General features: G+C 47.2%; 17 protein-coding genes. 13 read left to right on the top strand and 4 right to left on the bottom strand.

Translation table 11 applies throughout. The features are described from left to right. The first annotated feature begins 1 nt into the window (after position 1). Complete coding sequence (locus UNH61_RS21750; protein WP_326994113.1) at positions 2-1,087, top strand: DUF3810 domain-containing protein; 1,086 nt, start codon at positions 2-4, stop codon at positions 1,085-1,087. A gap of 3 nt (positions 1,088-1,090) precedes the next feature. Here the strand turns inward: UNH61_RS21750 and UNH61_RS21745 are convergent, their stop codons facing one another. Continuing rightward, entirely contained in the window at positions 1,091-2,038 is a 948-nt protein-coding gene (locus UNH61_RS21745) for an arginase (RefSeq protein ID WP_326994112.1), read from the bottom strand. Positions 2,039-2,276: 238 nt separating this feature from the next. Here UNH61_RS21745 and UNH61_RS21740 point away from each other — a divergent pair, with 238 nt between their 5' ends. From UNH61_RS21740 to UNH61_RS21725, 4 genes are all read left to right on the top strand, one after another. Beyond that, positions 2,277-3,416 (top strand): acyl-CoA dehydrogenase, encoded by a 1,140-nt coding sequence (locus UNH61_RS21740; protein ID WP_326994111.1) that lies wholly within the window; start codon positions 2,277-2,279, stop codon positions 3,414-3,416. 138 nt (positions 3,417-3,554) lie between these two features. Then, positions 3,555-4,244, top strand: a complete 690-nt coding sequence (locus UNH61_RS21735; protein ID WP_326994110.1) for a YggS family pyridoxal phosphate-dependent enzyme — start codon at positions 3,555-3,557, stop codon at positions 4,242-4,244. A 4-nt stretch (positions 4,245-4,248) separates the two neighbouring features. Beyond that, complete coding sequence (locus UNH61_RS21730) at positions 4,249-5,490, top strand: TlpA disulfide reductase family protein (protein WP_326994109.1); 1,242 nt, start codon at positions 4,249-4,251, stop codon at positions 5,488-5,490. A gap of 489 nt (positions 5,491-5,979) precedes the next feature. Continuing rightward, positions 5,980-6,282, top strand: coding sequence for a YtxH domain-containing protein (locus UNH61_RS21725; protein ID WP_326994108.1), 303 nt, complete (start codon positions 5,980-5,982; stop codon positions 6,280-6,282). A 106-nt stretch (positions 6,283-6,388) separates the two neighbouring features. Here UNH61_RS21725 and UNH61_RS21720 read toward each other — a convergent pair whose 3' ends face one another. After that, complete coding sequence (locus tag UNH61_RS21720; protein ID WP_326994107.1) at positions 6,389-7,147, bottom strand: SRPBCC family protein; 759 nt, start codon at positions 7,145-7,147, stop codon at positions 6,389-6,391. Between the two features lie 217 nt (positions 7,148-7,364). Between UNH61_RS21720 and UNH61_RS21715 the strand changes: the two genes are divergently transcribed. Then, complete coding sequence (locus tag UNH61_RS21715) at positions 7,365-8,207, top strand: DUF1080 domain-containing protein (RefSeq protein WP_326994106.1); 843 nt, start codon at positions 7,365-7,367, stop codon at positions 8,205-8,207. Positions 8,208-8,309: 102 nt separating this feature from the next. Here UNH61_RS21715 and UNH61_RS21710 read toward each other — a convergent pair whose 3' ends face one another. Further along, positions 8,310-10,064 carry a DUF885 domain-containing protein gene (locus UNH61_RS21710; protein ID WP_326994105.1) on the bottom strand — a complete coding sequence of 585 codons (1,755 nt, stop codon included), beginning with the start codon at positions 10,062-10,064 and terminating at the stop codon, positions 8,310-8,312. 197 nt (positions 10,065-10,261) lie between these two features. On the opposite strand from UNH61_RS21710, the gene UNH61_RS21705 reads away from it, so the two are divergent. Together UNH61_RS21705 and UNH61_RS21700 are read left to right on the top strand one after the other, a co-directional pair. Continuing rightward, on the top strand, positions 10,262-10,972 hold the full coding sequence (locus tag UNH61_RS21705; protein WP_326994104.1) for an RNA ligase family protein: 711 nt from the start codon (positions 10,262-10,264) through the stop codon (positions 10,970-10,972). Next, positions 10,956-12,065, top strand: a complete 1,110-nt coding sequence (locus UNH61_RS21700) for an AAA family ATPase (protein ID WP_326994103.1) — start codon at positions 10,956-10,958, stop codon at positions 12,063-12,065. Before UNH61_RS21705 ends, UNH61_RS21700 begins: the two co-directional genes overlap by 17 nt. Positions 12,066-12,120: 55 nt before the next feature. Here UNH61_RS21700 and dcd read toward each other — a convergent pair whose 3' ends face one another. Beyond that, complete coding sequence (dcd, locus tag UNH61_RS21695) at positions 12,121-12,657, bottom strand: dCTP deaminase (protein ID WP_326994102.1); 537 nt, start codon at positions 12,655-12,657, stop codon at positions 12,121-12,123. A gap of 100 nt (positions 12,658-12,757) precedes the next feature. On the opposite strand from dcd, the gene UNH61_RS21690 reads away from it, so the two are divergent. From UNH61_RS21690 to UNH61_RS21670, 5 genes are read left to right on the top strand one after another with little or no spacing between them, the layout of a single operon-like run. Then, complete coding sequence (locus UNH61_RS21690) at positions 12,758-13,378, top strand: 4'-phosphopantetheinyl transferase superfamily protein (RefSeq protein ID WP_326994101.1); 621 nt, start codon at positions 12,758-12,760, stop codon at positions 13,376-13,378. Positions 13,379-13,413: 35 nt separating this feature from the next. Then, positions 13,414-13,908: a shikimate kinase gene (locus tag UNH61_RS21685; protein ID WP_326994100.1), complete on the top strand. Its 495-nt coding sequence runs from the start codon at positions 13,414-13,416 to the stop codon at positions 13,906-13,908. A 1-nt stretch (position 13,909) separates the two neighbouring features. Further along, the gene (locus UNH61_RS21680; RefSeq protein ID WP_326994099.1) at positions 13,910-14,302 is read left to right on the top strand and encodes a DUF423 domain-containing protein; all 393 of its coding nucleotides are present in this window, start codon (positions 13,910-13,912) and stop codon (positions 14,300-14,302) included. A 2-nt stretch (positions 14,303-14,304) separates the two neighbouring features. Next, positions 14,305-15,735 carry an alpha/beta fold hydrolase gene (locus UNH61_RS21675; RefSeq protein ID WP_326994098.1) on the top strand — a complete coding sequence of 477 codons (1,431 nt, stop codon included), beginning with the start codon at positions 14,305-14,307 and terminating at the stop codon, positions 15,733-15,735. A 46-nt stretch (positions 15,736-15,781) separates the two neighbouring features. Continuing rightward, positions 15,782-18,430, top strand: coding sequence for a DNA translocase FtsK 4TM domain-containing protein (locus UNH61_RS21670; protein ID WP_326994097.1), 2,649 nt, complete (start codon positions 15,782-15,784; stop codon positions 18,428-18,430). Positions 18,431-18,549: the final 119 nt, after the last annotated feature.

Below are 18,549 nucleotides of genomic sequence, written 5' to 3'. Positions count from 1 at the left end.
TATGGAGACAAAAATCCGGATTAGAAAGAAAATTGTCCGTATTGTACTAACACTTACGGCTATACTATTGTTAAAAGGAATATTCGCCTGGAGTAACCACTTTAGCGATTTCTACTTCCATAGGTGGTATAAGTGGAGTAGTTTGGCGTTCAGACAAGTAACAGGTATAGTACCATTCAGCATTGGCGATGTAATATATACAGCCTGGGTAATTGGTGGAATAGTTTTTTTGTTAAAACTATGTTATAAACTGATTAAGTTGGCATGGGAAGACATCGGATGGCAGCTTCTCCGCGGGGTACACTTCCTGTTGAAAGCCTACCTCGCCTTCCTCGTTCTCTGGGGAATGAACTACGAACGTGATTCGCTGCCCCGCGATACCGGACTGGTAACCGGTCCGTACGATACCCGGCAGCTCTATCAACTGTCGGATACCCTGCTGCAACTCGTAAACCGTGAGAAAGCCAATACCGGCGATACTATAAACGCCCTGGCCCCCGGTGGCGACAGTCGCCTCCTGTTCGACGGCGCCATCAGTGCCTATGCCAATGCAGCCCGCACCTGGCCTGCCCTGAAATACCGCGGCAGCAGTGTAAAACCTTCTCTCTTCGGTAAATGGCTCAACTATATGGGCACCACCGGTTACCTGAATCCCTTCACCAACGAAGCGCAGGTGAATATAACGGTACCGGCTGTACTACAACCGTTCATCGTATGCCATGAGATCGGGCACCAGCTTGGGTATGCCCCCGAAGAAGAAGCTAATTTTGTAGGATACCTGGCGGCTATCAGTAGTATGGATAGCCGTTTCCGTTATGCCGCCAATTTCGATATGTTCCAGTACAGTGTCAGACAACTGGCCCGGAGAGACACCGTTCTTGCCCATGAAATCTGGAACCGGGCCGTACCCGGTGTCAGGGCTGATTATAAGGCCATCATTGATTTCTATATACCCTACACCGGAAAAATAGATGACTACTTCACCATGTTGTATGATCACTACCTTAAAGCTAATAACCAGGAAAAAGGTATCCGGAGCTACAGCGAAGTAGTTACCTGGATGATCAGTTATTTCAGGATACGATAGCGACTAGTTCATCATCAACACATTCACACTGCGCTGAAGTATATTAAACGCTATTTCCGCCATCAGGTTTTCCCTGTCGAGAGTAGGGTTTACTTCTGTAATCTCAAAGCAGCAGATCTTACGGTGCTGCATGAATTTAGCGATCAGATCTTCCGCTTCACGTTCCCGTAAACCGTTGCTCACAGGCGTTCCGGTGCCTTTGGAAATAGAAGCATCCAAACTGTCAACATCAAATGAGATATAAATATACTCGCAGTCGCTCAAATAGCGGAATACAGATCTGGAGATGTTTTCGGGGCCTTTACGGCGAACTTCGCCGGTAGTGATCACCTTCATGCCGTATTGTTTGATCAGGTGCTCTTCTTCTTTTTCAAAGTCGCGCAGCGATATGAATACAATATCTTCCGGCAGCACCTTCGGCGCTATTTTGCCAATATGCTTCAGCGCATTCCAGGCTTTGGTCGTGTTTTCATCGATGTCGTGTACCTTGCAATCCATATTGTCTTCCGCAATGGCCGTCGCTAAAGGCATCCCATGCATGTTGCCGGATGGCGTGGTATAAGGCGTGTGGAGGTCGGCATGTGCATCGATCCATATGACCCCCAGCTTGGATTTGGGATGGGCCATCTTTAATCCGGCAATAGTGGCGCCGGCCGTACTGTGATCGCCGGATAATACTACCGGAAACCAATTCGCCTTAACGGTTTCACTGACGCTTTTGCTGATACGCTCATACATAGCCATCGTGCCTTTGATTCGTTTGGCGTAGGGCGATTCAATAGGTTCAAACAGGAGTTTGTTTTCCGTTTCGATTGATTCGGTGGGGAAGTGCACAAAAAAGTTGCTCATGAAATCCAGTGCGGCTATCTTAATGGCATCTACTCCTAAACTCGCACCCCTGGTTCCCGCTCCGATTTCTGATTTAACTTCTATTATTTTAATATTCTTCATATAAATATCATTACAGGCAAGCTACAGGTTTTTAAGAGAACGCCCAAAGCAGCAGAACCGGTAACGGTGAAAAAGTAGCAGGGGATAGCTGAATCAAATCCAATACAGTAGCGTTATCGTAAAGATTTGTTCAATATTTTCCCCGTTCTGGTTGACAACATTGAATTTTGATCGGGTCATTTTTTTAGGTGCTGATTTATAGATAATTTGAGTGAATTACCTTATTAAAACTACAACCATGGATTTTCAATTTACGGAAGAACATCTGATGATACAGAAGGCTGCGCGCGACTTTGCAGTGAATGAACTGTTGCCGGGTGTGATTGAAAGAGATGAGCATCAGAAGTTCCCGGCAGAACAGGTCAAGAAACTGGGCGAACTGGGCTTTCTGGGCATGATGGTGAACCCGAAATATGGCGGCGCCGGATTGGATACGATCTCTTATGTATTGGCAATGGAGGAAATATCTAAGATAGACGCTTCCGCATCTGTGGTAATGAGTGTAAATAATTCACTGGTTTGCTGGGGACTGGAAACCTTTGGGTCAGAAGAACAAAAGCAGAAATACCTGGTACCATTGGCCACTGGCCAGATCATCGGTGCATTTATGCTGAGTGAGCCTGAAGCTGGTTCTGATGCCACTTCCCAGCGTACTACTGCTGAAGATAAGGGAGATTATTACCTGTTGAATGGTACCAAAAACTGGATCACCAACGGTAATTCTGCCAGTGTGTACCTCGTGATGGCGCAAACACACCCCGAAAAAGGGAGCAAAGGTATCAATGTGCTCATTGTAGAAAAAGATATGCCTGGCGTAACCATCGGCGCCAAAGAGAACAAACTTGGTATTCGTGGCAGCGATACCCACAGCGTGATGTTCCAGGATGTAAAGGTGCCTAAAGCCAATAGGATAGGGGAAGACGGTTTCGGGTTTAAATTCGCCATGAAAACGTTGGCCGGTGGCCGTATCGGGATCGCTTCCCAGGCACTCGGCATCGCCAGCGGCGCCTACGAGCTGGCGCTTAAATACTCCAAAGAAAGAAAAGCATTCGGTAAAGAGATCTCCCAGCATCAGGCCATCCAGTTCAAACTCGCCGATATGGCTACACGTATCGAAGCTTCCCGCCTGCTTTGCCTGAAAGCTGCCTGGGAAAAAGATCAACATCTCGATTATACCCTCAGCGGATCTATGGCAAAAGTTTTTTCCTCTGAAACAGCCATGTGGGTTACCACTGAAGCGGTACAGGTGCACGGCGGCTACGGCTACGTAAAAGAATATCATGTGGAACGCCTCATGCGCGATGCTAAAATTACCCAGATATATGAAGGTACTTCAGAAGTACAGCGGATTGTGATCAGCAGAAGCATACTTGGATAGAATTAAGAATGAAGGATGGGGAATTAAGAATGAAAGCGGAGATAGTAAACGCGAATTTGATTTTCGTGTTTACTATCTCCGCTTTCATTCTTAATTCCCCATCCTTCATTCTTAACTCTCTATGCTTATCTTTGCAAAATGTCAATCAACCTCCCAACTTATCACAACATACTTGCCCGGCTGCAGCCTTATAACGCTAAACTGGTGGCGGTTTCCAAAACCAAACCGGTAGCGGATATTGAGGCGTTCTATGCAGCAGGACAAAGGATCTTTGGCGAAAACTATGTCCAGGAACTGACTGAAAAACAGGCCGTACTGCCAGCAGATATTGAATGGCATTTTATTGGCCATCTGCAATCCAATAAAGTAAAATATATAGCACCTTTTGTACATACCATCCATGCGGTGGATAGCCTGAAGCTGCTCCAGGAGATTGCGAAACAGGCCGCCAAACATCAACGGGTGATCAATTGCCTGCTGCAGGTGCATATTGCCGCAGAAGAAACCAAGTTTGGGATGGATGAAACAGAATTGCAGCAATTGTTGCAAAACTGGCAGGCCAGTCAAACCATATTTTCACAGGTACGCATCGCCGGTATGATGGGGATGGCTACTAATACTGATAATGAAACCCAGATCCGGAAAGAGTTCCACCAGCTCCACCAGTTATTCGGGTCCGTTAAACAACACTATTTTAACAACGAATCCAGTTTTAAAGAATTATCCATCGGAATGAGCGCCGATTATCCCATTGCTCTCGAAGAAGGGAGCACTATGGTCCGCATCGGTAGCCTTCTATTTGGTGAAAGGAACTATTCAAAAATGTAAGCTCATGAAGAAATTATGGCTCTTTATGGCGGGCGTCGGTCTGGCTGCCTGCAACAATTCCCCTAAGAACCTTGCTGATGGCGTGTGGCAGGCGAAGCTGCATCGTAAAGATGGTGCTGATATCGTTTTTAATTTCCAGGCGAAAGATAGCGCCGGCAAAAAAGTATGGTACATACTCAATGCTACTGATAAGCTGTTGGTGGATGATGTGAAACAACACAACGACTCTGTATTTATCAAAATGCCTTTCTTCGATTCTGAATTCAAGGCGAAACTGACGTCCGACAGCGCTCTGGAAGGGCAATGGATCCGCCACCTGGCCGATAAAGATGTAAGTATACCCTTCACTGCCATCGCGGGCCGCCCCGATCGGTTTGAAGGGAAAACTCCCGCTACTGCTGATGTATCAGGCCGTTGGGCTACTACCTTTGTGTCTGCAAAAGATAAAGACAAAGCACCTTCTACTGCTATCGGTGAATTCAAACAAGCCGGTAACCTCGTACGCGGTACCTTCCTCACTACCACCGGCGATTACCGGTTCCTGGAAGGTGTAGTAGAAGGAGATACGCTGAAGCTGTCTACTTTCGACGGCTCCCACGCATACCTGTTCACCGCCCGGATAGGAAAAGACAGTATCACCGGTGGCCGCTTCTATGCAGGCATCGGCGACGGATTGGAAAACTGGACCGCAGTAAGGAACGACACCGCTAAACTCCAGGACGAAAGAACCATTGCCACCATGAAACCAGGTCAGCAGCAACTGGATTTCTCATTTCCGGATATGAACGGACAAAAAGTAAGTATCAAAGATGAGCGCTTCCGTAACAAAGTGGTGATCATTACACTCATGGGCTCCTGGTGTCCCAATTGTATGGATGAGGCCGGCTTCCTGACTAACTGGTACAAAAAGGTGAAAGATCGCGGCGTGGAAGTACTCGGTCTGGCTTACGAACGTACACCCGACTTCGAAAAATCAAAGAAAAGCCTCGAAGGCTTCCTCAAACGCTTCGATATTCAATATCCTGTGCTCATCACCGGCGTAACACCCGCTGATCCTCAGAAGGGCGAAAAAACCCTGCCACAGCTCACCGGCATAAAAGGCTTCCCGACTACCATCTTCATTAATAAAAAAGGTAATGTTCAGGAAGTACACACAGGTTTCTCCGGCCCGGGCACCGGCGAACACTACGAGCAGTTTCAGGCCAATTTCAACCGCCTGGTTGCTCAAATGCTCGATGAAAAGTAATCCAGTGGCAAGATATGTTGACTATCGATTGCTTTCATATGGTATAATTTTATTGAATGATTGAAACCTTTATAAACCCTCTCTGGTACTTAATCTCCAGAGAGGGTTAACTTTTTAATAAAATTTATTAATTTCATTTCTTTCAAAAAGGTTTGAAAAATACCAGAATGTAAGTATTTTACTGCTCCGTTTGACTTTTATAAATTCCATTATCTAATACGCTTATCTTATCCACCTGCCGGGGCAATGTCAACTCTGATATTGTCCTGGATAGCGTTTCCACAAATTATTATTATGCTATTGTTCTCTTCTTTTGTCTGTTCGACAACAGGTGGTTTTTGTTTTCTTCATTTTGTTTAATAACATTTCGTTAAGACTGGCACATCAATTTCAGCCTTTACTGGCCTGATATTTGGAAAATTTTTTGACGCACTCATGTGAATGAACCTTGCTCACGTATCATTTGTTAAACCATAAAATCCAGTAACTATGTCTACAATGAAATTTTTAGCAGGTGCTATAGCCGGAATAACTGCCGGGTTTGTAGTCGGATTGTTAACCGCTCCGGATAGTGGCGACAAAACCCGCAAAAAAATTAAATCTACTGCTGACGACTGGCGTCATAAGATCAATGGCTTATTGAACAGGGGAGAAGAAGACCTGTCGGATTTAAAAGAAGTATTTGAGCACGAGATAGATGGTTTAAAAGATGACATGCGCGAACGGGTACTGAGACTGATTAACAAGAGTCAGCATACTTACAACCGGTTCAGGAAAGAAGCGCTTTCTTAAGAATTAGGAATTAGAAATTACGCATTAAGAGCGAAGACCTAAGCGGATAATGATGATATCATATCATTCGCTGAGGTCTTCACTCTCAATTCGTAATTTTCCAAAACTACTTCAATTCCCCCGTCTCCATATAAAGCTTGAACCGCCTGATATCCTTCACAATCATATTTTCAAACGCAGGATTTAACAACCAGGCCAGCCCTGAGCCTACATATCCGGCAGGCGGACGGTAAGTGATCATCACGTCAATTTCAGTATTTCCATTGGAGGTTTCGCGGAAGGTAACTCTGCCGGCAGTGGCAATAGATGAGCCGGGTAACGAGCGCCAGCCTATGATTTCACCAGGCACTTCCTTTACAATTTCTGCATCCCATTCCAGCGTTCCGATACCGCCCGGACCTTTTACTTTCCAGTGGGAATGGAACGGATCTTTTTCCTCGACAGATTGCAAATGTTTCATGAACACAGGTAAATTGCTCAGTTGGCGCCAGAAGTAGTATACTTCCTCTTTAGGATTGTCAATCAATACAGCGCTCCGGATATTGATAGAGCTGGCATGTTTGTCGGCTTTTCTCCTGCCCAGCAACGCATTGATAAGATCGTTGCCGCTAATACCCCGGTACAGCAAATAACCAGCGCCCAGGAGCTTTAAAAGGCTTTGAACAGGTCTTTTATCTACATTGCTGATAGCACTGCCTACCAGAAAGGCTCCTGTGAAAATGGATACAATACGGCCTTCCGGTGTTACATTGAGTATGTTGGAACTATCATATATTGCTCCGGCAGTAGGAGCCGCCGGATGATGCCCGTTTTTTTGGTCCTGTGCGAGGGTATTCATGTGTAAATCTTGTGTTAAGGTATTCATATATACATTTTGGGGAATTACAGCTAAAACCCTGCACATTTAAGTAATAAATACAATGGCTTGATTATTACATTAATATATATGAAGCAGCCCATTTAGCTCCTGTGGTGTATCAGGTACGGTGCGTAATTTCTTACACAACCCGGGAAAGAAAAAGCGGTTGCTTGCTTTTCTCTCCCCGTTAGGCTATCTTACCCGGCCAAACAAACACTGAACTATGAAAAAAGCATTCACCGCGTTACTACTCCTGGCTGGCCTGCACAGCGCTGCCCAAAAAGAGATCGCTCCGAATAAATGGCTAAAACTCTTTAATGGTAAGGATCTCAAAAACTGGGATATCAAAATAACCGGTTACGACCTCAATGATAATTTTGGCAATACCTTCCGGGTAGATAGCGGAATGCTGAAAGTAAATTACGATCACTACGATCAGTTCAATGAACGTTATGGACATATTTTCTACAGAAAAAATTTCTCTGCATATCTTGTAGTAGTAGAATACAAGTTCACCGGCAATCAGGTGAAAGGCGGACCAGGCTGGGCTTATCGTAACAGCGGCGTAATGCTCCACGGCCAATCCGCTGCCAGCATGACTAAAAACCAGGATTTCCCCATCTCCCTCGAAGAACAGCTGCTGGGCGGCAACGGAAAAGACCCGCGATCTAACGCCAATCTTTGTACCCCGGGCACGAACGTGGTGATGAACGGCAAACTGATCAAAGACCACTGCATCAGTTCTACTTCCAAAACTTATCATGGCGATCAGTGGGTACATGTGGAAGCCCTCGTATTAAGGGATTCTGTGATCAAACACATCGTAGACCAGGACACTGTTATCGTTTACAATAAACCGCAGATAGGCGGTGGTAATGTTTCGCATCCCGACCCCGCACTGCTTCAGGAAGGCAGGCTGCTCACAGAAGGAACTATTTCACTGCAGAGCGAAAGCCATCCGGTAGCTTTCAGAAAAGTAGAATTATTTGACCTCTCACCTTACATCAATGATCCGGTTAAACTGAACAAGGTCATCCAGATGTTACAGCACAGAAAGAAGAAATAAGAATATAGAAAGAAGAATTAAGAATGAAAGCGGAGATAGTAAACGCGAGGCTCAACTTCGCCACTATCTCCGCTTTCATTCTTAATTCTTCTTTCTATATTCTTATTTCGACAGCATCATTTCTCTGATATATTTTACCGGCGAGCTGCCATAGCTCAGGAACTTCTCATTAAATGCCTTGAGGCTGTAATGTTGTCCTTCCTGTTGTTTATACGCCGTACGCAGATCGATGATTTCCTTGTAACCGGTGAAATAACTGGTCAGTTGCACGCTGGTAACGCTCACACGCTTCCATTTTCCGGCTGCTTCTGCAGCCTGCTGGAAAGCTTCTTTCGTCAGCAACCGGATGGCATCATCCTTACTCATGTCTTTCACATGCACGCTGTAATCGAGGATGGTATTGCATACTGCGCGCAGGTTCCATTTATACCACATCAGCCACATTTCAGGTTCATTATTGCCATAACCATTTTCCAGCATCATCTGCTCGGTATACACTGCCCAGCCTTCTATCATAGCGCCGTTGCCCATGAGAGACTTAATAAGACTGGGAGATTGATTGGAATATACCAGCTGGGTATAATGTCCCGGGATCGCCTCATGTATATCGAGGATCTGCAGGATATAATGATTGTATTCGCGCAGATAACTTTCTGCTTTTTCTTTTGGCCAGCCTTCCAGGCTGCCTACGTTGTAGTAAGTATTACCGCCTTTGTCGTACGGACCAGGAGCACTCACAGAAGCACCTGCCACACCCGCCATATAGGCTGGCTCTTTACGCACCACCAATGGTTTCGAGGAATCTATGTATAGCAGATCTTTTTCTTTGATAAATGCGATCAGCGTTGGCAGCTGCTTTTCAATAGTGCTCTGGAATTCTTCAGGTTTCACATGTTTCACGGAAAGGGTATCAATTATTCTGCCGATCAATTCCAGCGAATCGGCTGGTATGGCTGTATTACCGAAGTATTTGGGCCAGAGCTGCCGGCTGATCCGGTTCATTTCGCCATGTATAAAAGCCTTGCGTGCAATAGCTGAATCATATATCTGTGAAGCAGTGTAAGAAGATTGAATGTCGAAGGCAAACTTTTTATCGTATAACGCCTTGCCTAAACGAAAACTCCGCGGATGTTCCGGCTTCAGGTCTTTCAGCCAGTTGGCATATCCTCTGATGGCGCCTGCTGCATCTTTTGCAGCCGCTAACATGGTTGCCTGTGTGGCAGCAGGGATATTCGTTTTCTTCAGGGAATCAGCGAAATCTTTTTCAAATACGGAAAGGCCACCGTTATTCTGGTCTATCGCCAGGGAAGTCAGTTCCGGTACCGGATCTTTGATCTGTTTTTTTGCTGCTTCATAATATGCGGGAATGTTGCGCAGCCGGGCAGCAAAGTTATGCAGGCGTTCTTCCAGTGGCGCATAATTTTCATTCAGTATGAAAGCAAATGTGTTGCTGACGTTGTAGGAAGATGGATCCCACTCATTGGCTTTCTGATCATTGATACTCCACTGCATTGACTCCAGGTAATTCCGGATCAGCTGATAGTCGATTTTGTTGGCATCACTCAATGCGTTCAGATCAAAGGATTTCAGCGAATCCAGATGCTGTTTGGCAAATGCCAGTCGCGCCTGCGATTCGGCGGCATCGGGGATAATAAGCACGGAATCATACTTGTGATAGCCTACAGACGTGGCCCAGTCGGGATTCGACTTCCAGAGCGCATCAATGAACTGTTGTTCGTAGTGATTGAATGATAGGTTAAGCGTACTGTCTGTACCGTTTTTCTTACCGCCACTGTTGCCGTTGTTACAGGCTGCTAGCGCCGCTACAGCGGTGGCACAAAGGAGGAATTTTCTCATGAGATCAGTTTGAGATGGTTGTTTTCAAAGATGGCCCAAGATACTTATTTTTTTTCCCTTACCTTTGCCGCCAGTCAATAAACTAAAACTATCAAACTCTTGAGCCATGTAATGTCACAGGCATATTAATCTTGTCTTCTGCCGTTCCGCTTCCGGAACCGGCCTGTGATATTATTGTTTAATCAAACCCCGATAACATGGCAATTTCAAGGAAATATGGCCGTACCTGGCATTATCCGTTTTCTCCTGGTACTACCAGCGACGACAGGATCAGTGCTGATTACTGGCAACAGCTGCAACAGATACCGGAACTGATTCATACGGAAAAGCTGGACGGTGAAAATAATTGTCTCTCCCGGTATGGTGTATTTGCCCGCTCCCATGCAGCGCCAACTACTTCGCCGTGGACAGAGAGTATACGTCGTTACTGGCAATTGATCAGGAACGACCTGGGCGATCTGGAGATCTTCCTGGAAAACCTGTATGCAGTACATTCTATTGAATACAGGAATCTGGATCATCATTTTTATGTATTCGGCATTCGGGAAAATGATCGTTGGCTGAGCTGGGAAGAAACCCGCTTTTATGCTGCCATGCTCGATTTGCCGGTAGTTCCGGAAATTTGCCGTATAACGCCGCCGGCTACACGACAAGAGTTCGAAGCTGATACGATGGCACTCGTAACAGGCCGTGGTACTTTCGAGCCGTACGATGTACATACCGGTGCGCCCACCACTATAGAAGGGATTGTATCCCGCAACGCTGCATTTTATGCGGTCAGCGATTTTGCAAATAATGTATTTAAGTATGTCCGTAAAGGACATGTGAAAACTGATCAGCACTGGACCCGCCACTGGCACAGGGCCCGGCTGAATAATGAAGGAGGTAATTATGTGGCAGATAAGTGAAAATAAAGCATGGGACTACCTGGAACAACAATTTAACTGGGTAAGGGTCATGAAAGATGTGCCCCAGGATCCACTGCACCATGCGGAAGGTAATGTGGCAGTTCATACGCAGATGGTGCTGGCAGCGCTGTTGCAGCTACCCGGTTACCAGCAGCTACCGCCGGTACAACAGGAAGTGCTGTGGGCGGCTGCTCTCCTGCATGATGTGGAAAAATACAGTACCACCGAAACTACACCCGATGGCCGTATTACTTCTGCCGGGCATGCCCGGAAAGGGGAAGGAACTGCCCGCCGCATCCTGTACCGTGATCTGGCTGCACCTTTCAGCGAGCGGGAACAGGTGGCGAAACTGGTCCGCTACCACGGCCTGCCCCTCTGGGTATTCGAAAAACCGGATCCCCGGAGGGCAATCATCACCGCCAGCCTCGAAGTAGATACCCGGCTGCTGGCCCTCATGGCCAGAGCCGACGCGCTGGGCCGCATTTGCGCCGATCAGGCGGACCTGCTCTACCGCCTCGATTGTTTCGAAGAACTGTGCAAAGAGAATGACTGCTGGGGACAACCTTACCCGTTCGCCGGTGCCAATGCCCGTATGCATTACCTGATGAAGCCTGGCAGCTCGCCGGATTATGTGCCGTACGAGCAGCCGGAAACCCGCGTGCTCATGATGAGCGGTTTACCCGGTGCCGGGAAAGACACCTGGATACAACGAAACTGCCGCGAATGGCCGGTGGTATCGCTGGACCAGCTGCGCCAGAAAATGAAGATCAGTCCAACCGACAAAAGCGGGAACGGACAAGTGATACAGGCTGCCAAAGAACAAGCCCGGGTATATCTGCGCAGCCGGCAACCCTTTGTCTGGAATGCCACCAATATTACCCGGCAGATGCGCGAACAGCTCATCAGCCTGTTCCTCGACTACCGGGCAGAAGTAACCATCGTGTACGTGGAAGTAAGCGCAGCCAGACTTCTGCAGCAAAACAACCAGCGCAACGCCGTTGTGCCGCTTCCCGCGCTGGAGCGCCTCATCGCCAAACTCGAAGTGCCATCCCTCACGGAGGCCCATCACCTGACGACGATAGTCGCCCAATAAAAAAAGCTGATCCTGATATTCAGGATCAGCTTTTCTAAAAGCTAAAGTCTAAAGACTAAAAGTCGTTTCTCCACATCATACTCTCTACCGGCCTTACTGTGCGGCTATTGTATTTCGCATTTCCTTTCTTGTTGTATAATGTTTCCACTTCCCCTTCTACTACGAAATAGATCAGCTGCCCGATAGGCATGCCGGCGTATATACGTACGGGTTGGGCGCAGGATATTTCCAGCGTCCAGGTATTGCAGAAACCCACATCTCCCTTGCCGGCTGTGGCGTGGATATCAATACCCAGACGGCCCGTGCTGGATTTTCCTTCCAGGAACGGCACATGGGCATGTGTTTCCGTGTATTCCTGGGTCACACCCAGGTAAAGAGTACCAGGGTGCAGCACGTAGCCTTCTTCCGGAATTTCAAAATGCTCGATTTCATTGTGTTGGCGGGCATCCAGTACACGGTCACGGTAGGTGGCCAGGTATTTCCCCAGGTGAACATCATAGGAGTTGGTACCCAGGTATTTCCGGTCATAAGGCTCTATAAGGATAGTGCCCTTTTCAATTTCCTCCAGTATCCGTTTGTCTGACAGAATCATTCTAAGGTATATTTATTTAGTAGTTATTGTTGTTAGTTTTAGTAGCCACCCCGCATTCAAAAGCGGTTTTTTCTGCATTTTTGCTTTAATTTGGCAAGATATGCCATTAATACGAACGATACAAATTGATCCGGAAACAAGGCTGGGGGTATGGAAGATTGAAGAAACAGAGAACTTTTTCCGGGAGAAGGTGAATATCAGTCCTGTTATCCACCACCCGCATAAACGGCTGCAGCATTTTGCCGGCAGATACTTGCTGGTAACGCTTTTTCCGGAATTTCCCATTGAAAAGATCAAAGTGAGTAATTCCCGTAAACCCCTGCTGGTATGCGATAGTTACCACTTTTCCATCTCGCATTGTGGTGATTTTGCGGCTGCTATTGTCAGCACCAAAGCCGCTGTGGGAATAGATATCGAAGAAATAAAGCCGAAAATAGAACTGGTAGCGCATAAGTTCCTCAGCCCCTCTGAAAGATCTTTTATTGATCCCGCTCATGACCTGGCACATAAAACGATCTGCTGGAGCGCAAAGGAAGCCATGTTTAAATGGTATGGCCTGGGAAGCGTTGATTTTAAAGAGCATATGAAATTACATCCGTTTGTATTTCAGCAGGCCGGATTTATCACCGCCGATTTTAACAAAGCGGATAGAAATACCCGGTTATATTTGCAGTATATTATGGAAAATGGCCTATGCCTGGCATGGACTCATCCGGCATGAGACCGGAAACTTATTAAGAACTGTCGCATTTTTTTATGAAGATATATTTACTTGGCTTTATGGGCGCCGGAAAGTCGTACTGGGGGAAACAACTGGCTGATCACTGGCAACTGCCTTACTACGATCTGGACGAAGTGATTGTGGAAGCAGAAGAAATGGCGGTCGCTGACATCTTTGCCACCAAAGGGGAAGACTACTTCCGGGAAAAAGAAAGCATGTTGCTGAGAGAGCTTTCGCGGCAGGACAAATTCCTCATCTCCTGCGGGGGAGGAACTCCCTGCTTTCAGGACAATATGGACTTCATGAATGCGCATGGCAATACGATCTGGCTCAACCCATCCATAGCAACAATGGTGGAAAGACTTCAACGCAAAAAACATAAGCGGCCGTTGATTGCCGGACTGGAAGATGAAGATCTGGCCAGCTTTGTCGAGAAAAAGCTGGCGGAACGACTGCCCTTTTACCAGCAATCAAAGCATATAATTTCTTCCGATAATATTTCATTGGATACCTTTACGCAAAATATCTAGTATGCATAAGAGTTTTTTAGTATGGGCGGCGGCGTTAGGTGCACTGGCAGTAGTTTTAGGCGCTTTCGGAGCGCATAAGCTGAAAGAGCTGGTACCACCTGAAACCGTATCTACTTTTCAGACAGGCGTTACTTATCAGTTCTATCACGTATTCGCATTACTTGTAACCGGCATCCTCTTTGCTCAGTTGCCGGGCAGCCAGCTGGAATGGGCAGGCAGATGCTTCATCATCGGTATACTCCTGTTTTCTGGTTCTCTGTACGCCCTTACCCTCCTGAAAATGACAGGTAATGTGGGCCTCAAAGGAATTGGTATCGTAACTCCCATTGGTGGCGTATTTTTCATTGCCGGGTGGATCTGTTTACTCTCCGGTGTCTTAAAACTTAAAGCGTAAAAATGTATAAAGGTTTTTGGGTGTTCATGCTGAGTGTGCTGACCGGGTCAGTGGCAATTGCACAAACGAATGACAACATTGCCGGAAAATGGTATGGCGCCTTTAAACTGTACTATGGCGAAAAAAGACGCGTGATCGTAGAACTGGAAAAACAGGACGGAAGGTTTAAAGGGAAAATGTTGCTCCCGGATATGGGAGATGATGCCTCGCTGGATTTTGGTACAGTGGTTTATCGGAAAGATACCCTGCTGCTTCGCAATGATGATGATGGTTTTTCCTATACCGGCGTATGGGATCCCGCAACACAGCAGTTCAAAGGAATAGCCGGATTTGCCGGCGAAAACAGCGCCCTGGATCTGGGCCGCAAAGAGATCTCTAAGGAAGGCCTCTATGTCAGGCCGCAGGAACCCAAGCCTCCATATCCATACTATTCCCAGGAGGTGAAATTTAATAACATAAAAGATAAGGTCACACTTTCGGGTACCTTCACCCGCCCTGCATCTCCGGGGAAATATCCGGTAGTCATCATGCTGACAGGCTCCGGCCCGCAAGATCGGAATGAGGAAATATCCGGACACAAACCGTTCCTTGTACTGGCCGATTATTTTGCCCGTAACGGTATTGCCACACTCCGGTTCGACGACAGGGGAGTAGGAACTTCTACAGGAGATTACGATTCTTCCAACATATACGATTTTGCCCATGATGCCGTTACTGCTATGGGATACCTGAAAACGCGGAACGATGTGGACCCGCAACGTATCGGATTACTCGGTCATAGCGAAGGCGCTATGGTGGCGCAAATTGTGGCCGCCAATAATCCATCGGTGGCATTTGTAGTATCGATGGCCGGCATTGGGATCACAGGCCGCCAGCTGGTAGATCAGCAGGTAGCACGCTCTAACAGCGACATCGGTGAATCCGACAGCGCAGTTGCGCTCAACCAGCAAAAGCTGAAGCCCTACTGGGATTTGCTGGCTACCGACAGTAGCATAGCTGTGCTCAGACCAAAGGCGGAAGCCATCATCCGGCAGCTCTACCGCAATTCCGGTGAGGATGTAAAAAGACAAATGACGGAAGATCAGATGGTGGAAGGCGCGCTCATGTCGCTTACCCCGGAAACAATTTCTATTCTGCGCTATGATCCGCTACCGTATCTGAAACAGATCAAATGCCCGTTCATGGCTATTAATGGTACCATGGACGCCCAGGTAGACGCAAATGCCAATCTGGATGCTATTGACAGAGCTTTAACAGAAAATGGTAACTTGCTGGTTACAATCCGTAAGTTTGATGGGTTGAACCACTTGTTCCAACGTTGTAAAACATGTACCGTTAACGAATACGGTGAACTGGAACAAACCATTGATCCCCTGGTTCCGGAATTTATTGCGCACTGGATTTTACAGGTGCCGGTAAAGGAAAACAGGTAGTCCCAAAAGTATTAGTTAAGCCAGCAGCTAACAGTAAAAGCCATTTATGTCCAAAAACAAATTGAAAACTGAAAAACCAGAGAGTAAGAAACCCAAGGCCCCTGCAAATAATCCCGACGTGCTGAAGAAAGACAAGGAGCCGGAGGTAAAAATGAAAGAACTGGTAAAAGACGAACGTACCCATAAAGTAATGGGTGTGTTTTTCTTATTGCTGAGCCTTTACTGTTTTATAGCTTTTACGTCTTATCTTTTTACCTGGGAAGATGACCAGGATAAAATATTCCATTATACAACCCGGGAGTTATTTTTCGGGGATGTGAAAGTGGATAACCTGCTTGGCCGTCTGGGCGCCTATGTTTCGCATAACGCTTTCTTCTACGGTGTTGGCATTGCAGCTTTCCTGTTTTGTTACTTCTTCTTTATCATTGGTATCAATTTCATTGTTGGCCGGCGCGTATTCCGCATCTGGCGCAATGTAAAATATATTCTCTTCGGCCTGCTGTTTATCAGTATGAGCCTGTCGTTCGTAGCCGGTGGAATGGATTTCCCCTGGGGTGGAGCATTGGGCGACGCACTGAATAAATGGACCACCGGATTTATCGGTAAAACCGGTACCGCCTTGCTGCTGCTGGTGGTAGGCTTATCCTGGCTGATCTGGAAATTCAACTTCGATTTCAAATGGCCAGAAAAGAAAATTAAGCCAGCTAAGCCTGTTCCCGCTACTCCTGTAGCTGTTCCTGTGGCTGCCGCTACTGCTACCGCAGCAACTGCAACTGCGGCCGCCGGTAACTCGGTCCCTGCAACAGCTGCTAAGGAAGATGCACGGAGCAATGCGTTGCGTGCAGACGGCGGCGTGATGGTGATTCCGCCGCATGCTGAGGAAGAGGAGGATTTGCACGCCATGCAGCTGGTCGAGAAAGAAGAGATTACCGTGATCCCTTCTGCACATATGCCTTACCTTCCGCCTGCTGTGCCCGAAGAGCCGGAAGAGCCGCTGCGGGATGAGGAAGAAGAAGCCGAAGACCCGGGCCCGCTGTTGTACATAGAAGAAACTCCGGAAGAAACCATTCCGGCGCCAAAGAAAAAGCTGCCCGCGGATGAAGTGGCCTTTGAGATCAAGCCTACTTACCACGAAGAAGATGAAGAAGTGGAGGAAGTAGCGCCCAGCAGGCCAGTGGAGCCGGTAGATCCCTATGATCCTTCACTGGATCTGCAGAACTATAAATTCCCTACGCTCGATCTGCTGGAAAATCACAACGCCGATAAAGTAATTGTACAGGATACCACTGAACTGGAGAAAAACAAAAACCAGATCATCGATACCCTGAAGAACTATGATATCACCATCCAGAAGATCAGCGCTACCGTTGGGCCTACGGTAACATTGTATGAAATAGTGCCGGCGGCAGGCGTTCGTATCTCCCGTATTAAAAATCTGGAAGACGATATCGCACTGAGCCTTTCAGCGCTGGGTATCCGTATCATTGCTCCTATACCGGGCAAGGGTACCATCGGCATTGAGGTGCCTAATATCAAAAAGTCGATCGTTTCTCTGAAAAACATGCTGGCCTCTGAAAAGTTCCAGGCAAGCACCATGGACTTACCCATCGCCATCGGAAAGAAAATCGACAATGAAAACTTCATTGCCGATCTGGCCAAAATGCCCCACCTGCTTATGGCCGGAGCCACTGGTCAGGGTAAATCCGTTGGTATCAATACCCTGCTCGTTTCATTACTGTACAAGAAGCATCCTTCCCAGTTGAAATTTGTACTGGTGGATCCGAAAAAAGTAGAACTGTCGCTTTACAAACTGATTGAGAAGCATTTCCTCGCGAAGCTTCCCGGGGAAGATGATGCCATCATCACCGACACCAAGAAGGTAATCCACACCCTGAATGCGCTTTGTATTGAGATGGATCTGCGGTACGACTTGCTCAAGGAAGCTGGTACCCGTAACATCAGGGAATATAACGCCAAGTTCACTCAGCGCCGGCTTAACCCGCTGAAAGGACACCGCTACCTGCCTTTCATTGTATTGGTAGTAGATGAGTTTGCAGATCTTATCATGACGGCCGGTAAGGAAGTGGAAATGCCGATCGCCCGCCTGGCCCAGCTGGCCCGTGCGGTGGGTATCCACCTTATCATAGCCACACAACGCCCGTCTGTGAATATTATCACCGGTACCATCAAAGCCAACTTCCCGGCACGTGTGGCGTTTAAGGTATCGTCGAAGATCGACTCCCGCACCATCCTCGATATAGGCGGCGCCGAACAGCTGATCGGACAGGGGGATATGCTGGTATCATTCAACGGGGAACTGGTAAGGTTACAGTGTGCCTTCGTAGATACGCCGGAAGTGGAAAGAGTGGCCGAATTCATCGGTGGTCAGAAAGGCTATCCGGACGCCTTCCTCCTGCCGGAATACGTGGATGATAAGGATGCTGATGGAAAAGAACTGAGTCTCAGCGACCGCGATCCGCTCTTTGAAGAAGCAGCCCAGGTAATCGTTTCCACCCAACAGGGATCCACCTCGCTGCTGCAACGCAGAATGAAACTGGGGTACAACCGCGCCGGCCGCCTGATGGACCAGCTGGAAGCTGCCAATATTGTGGGGCCCAATATGGGAAGTAAAGCCAGGGAGGTATTGGTAAAAACCGATAGCGAACTACAGGAGATACTTAGTAATTTATTTTAATCTGTTAAAGATCCTTAAATTATTCCCTTTTTCAGGAATAATATAGATTTTTGCAGCCTCAAAATTATACCGGCATGGCATTTGTTTTTGCCGCATAACACAAACTAAAAAAACCTACG

Origin of the sequence: Chitinophaga sp. 180180018-3 (assembly GCF_037893185.1) — a bacterium.
Taxonomy (GTDB): Bacteria; Bacteroidota; Bacteroidia; order Chitinophagales; family Chitinophagaceae; genus Chitinophaga.
The sequence above is the reverse complement of the archived record's forward strand: the minus strand, read 5'-3'. Positions and strand labels throughout refer to the sequence as shown.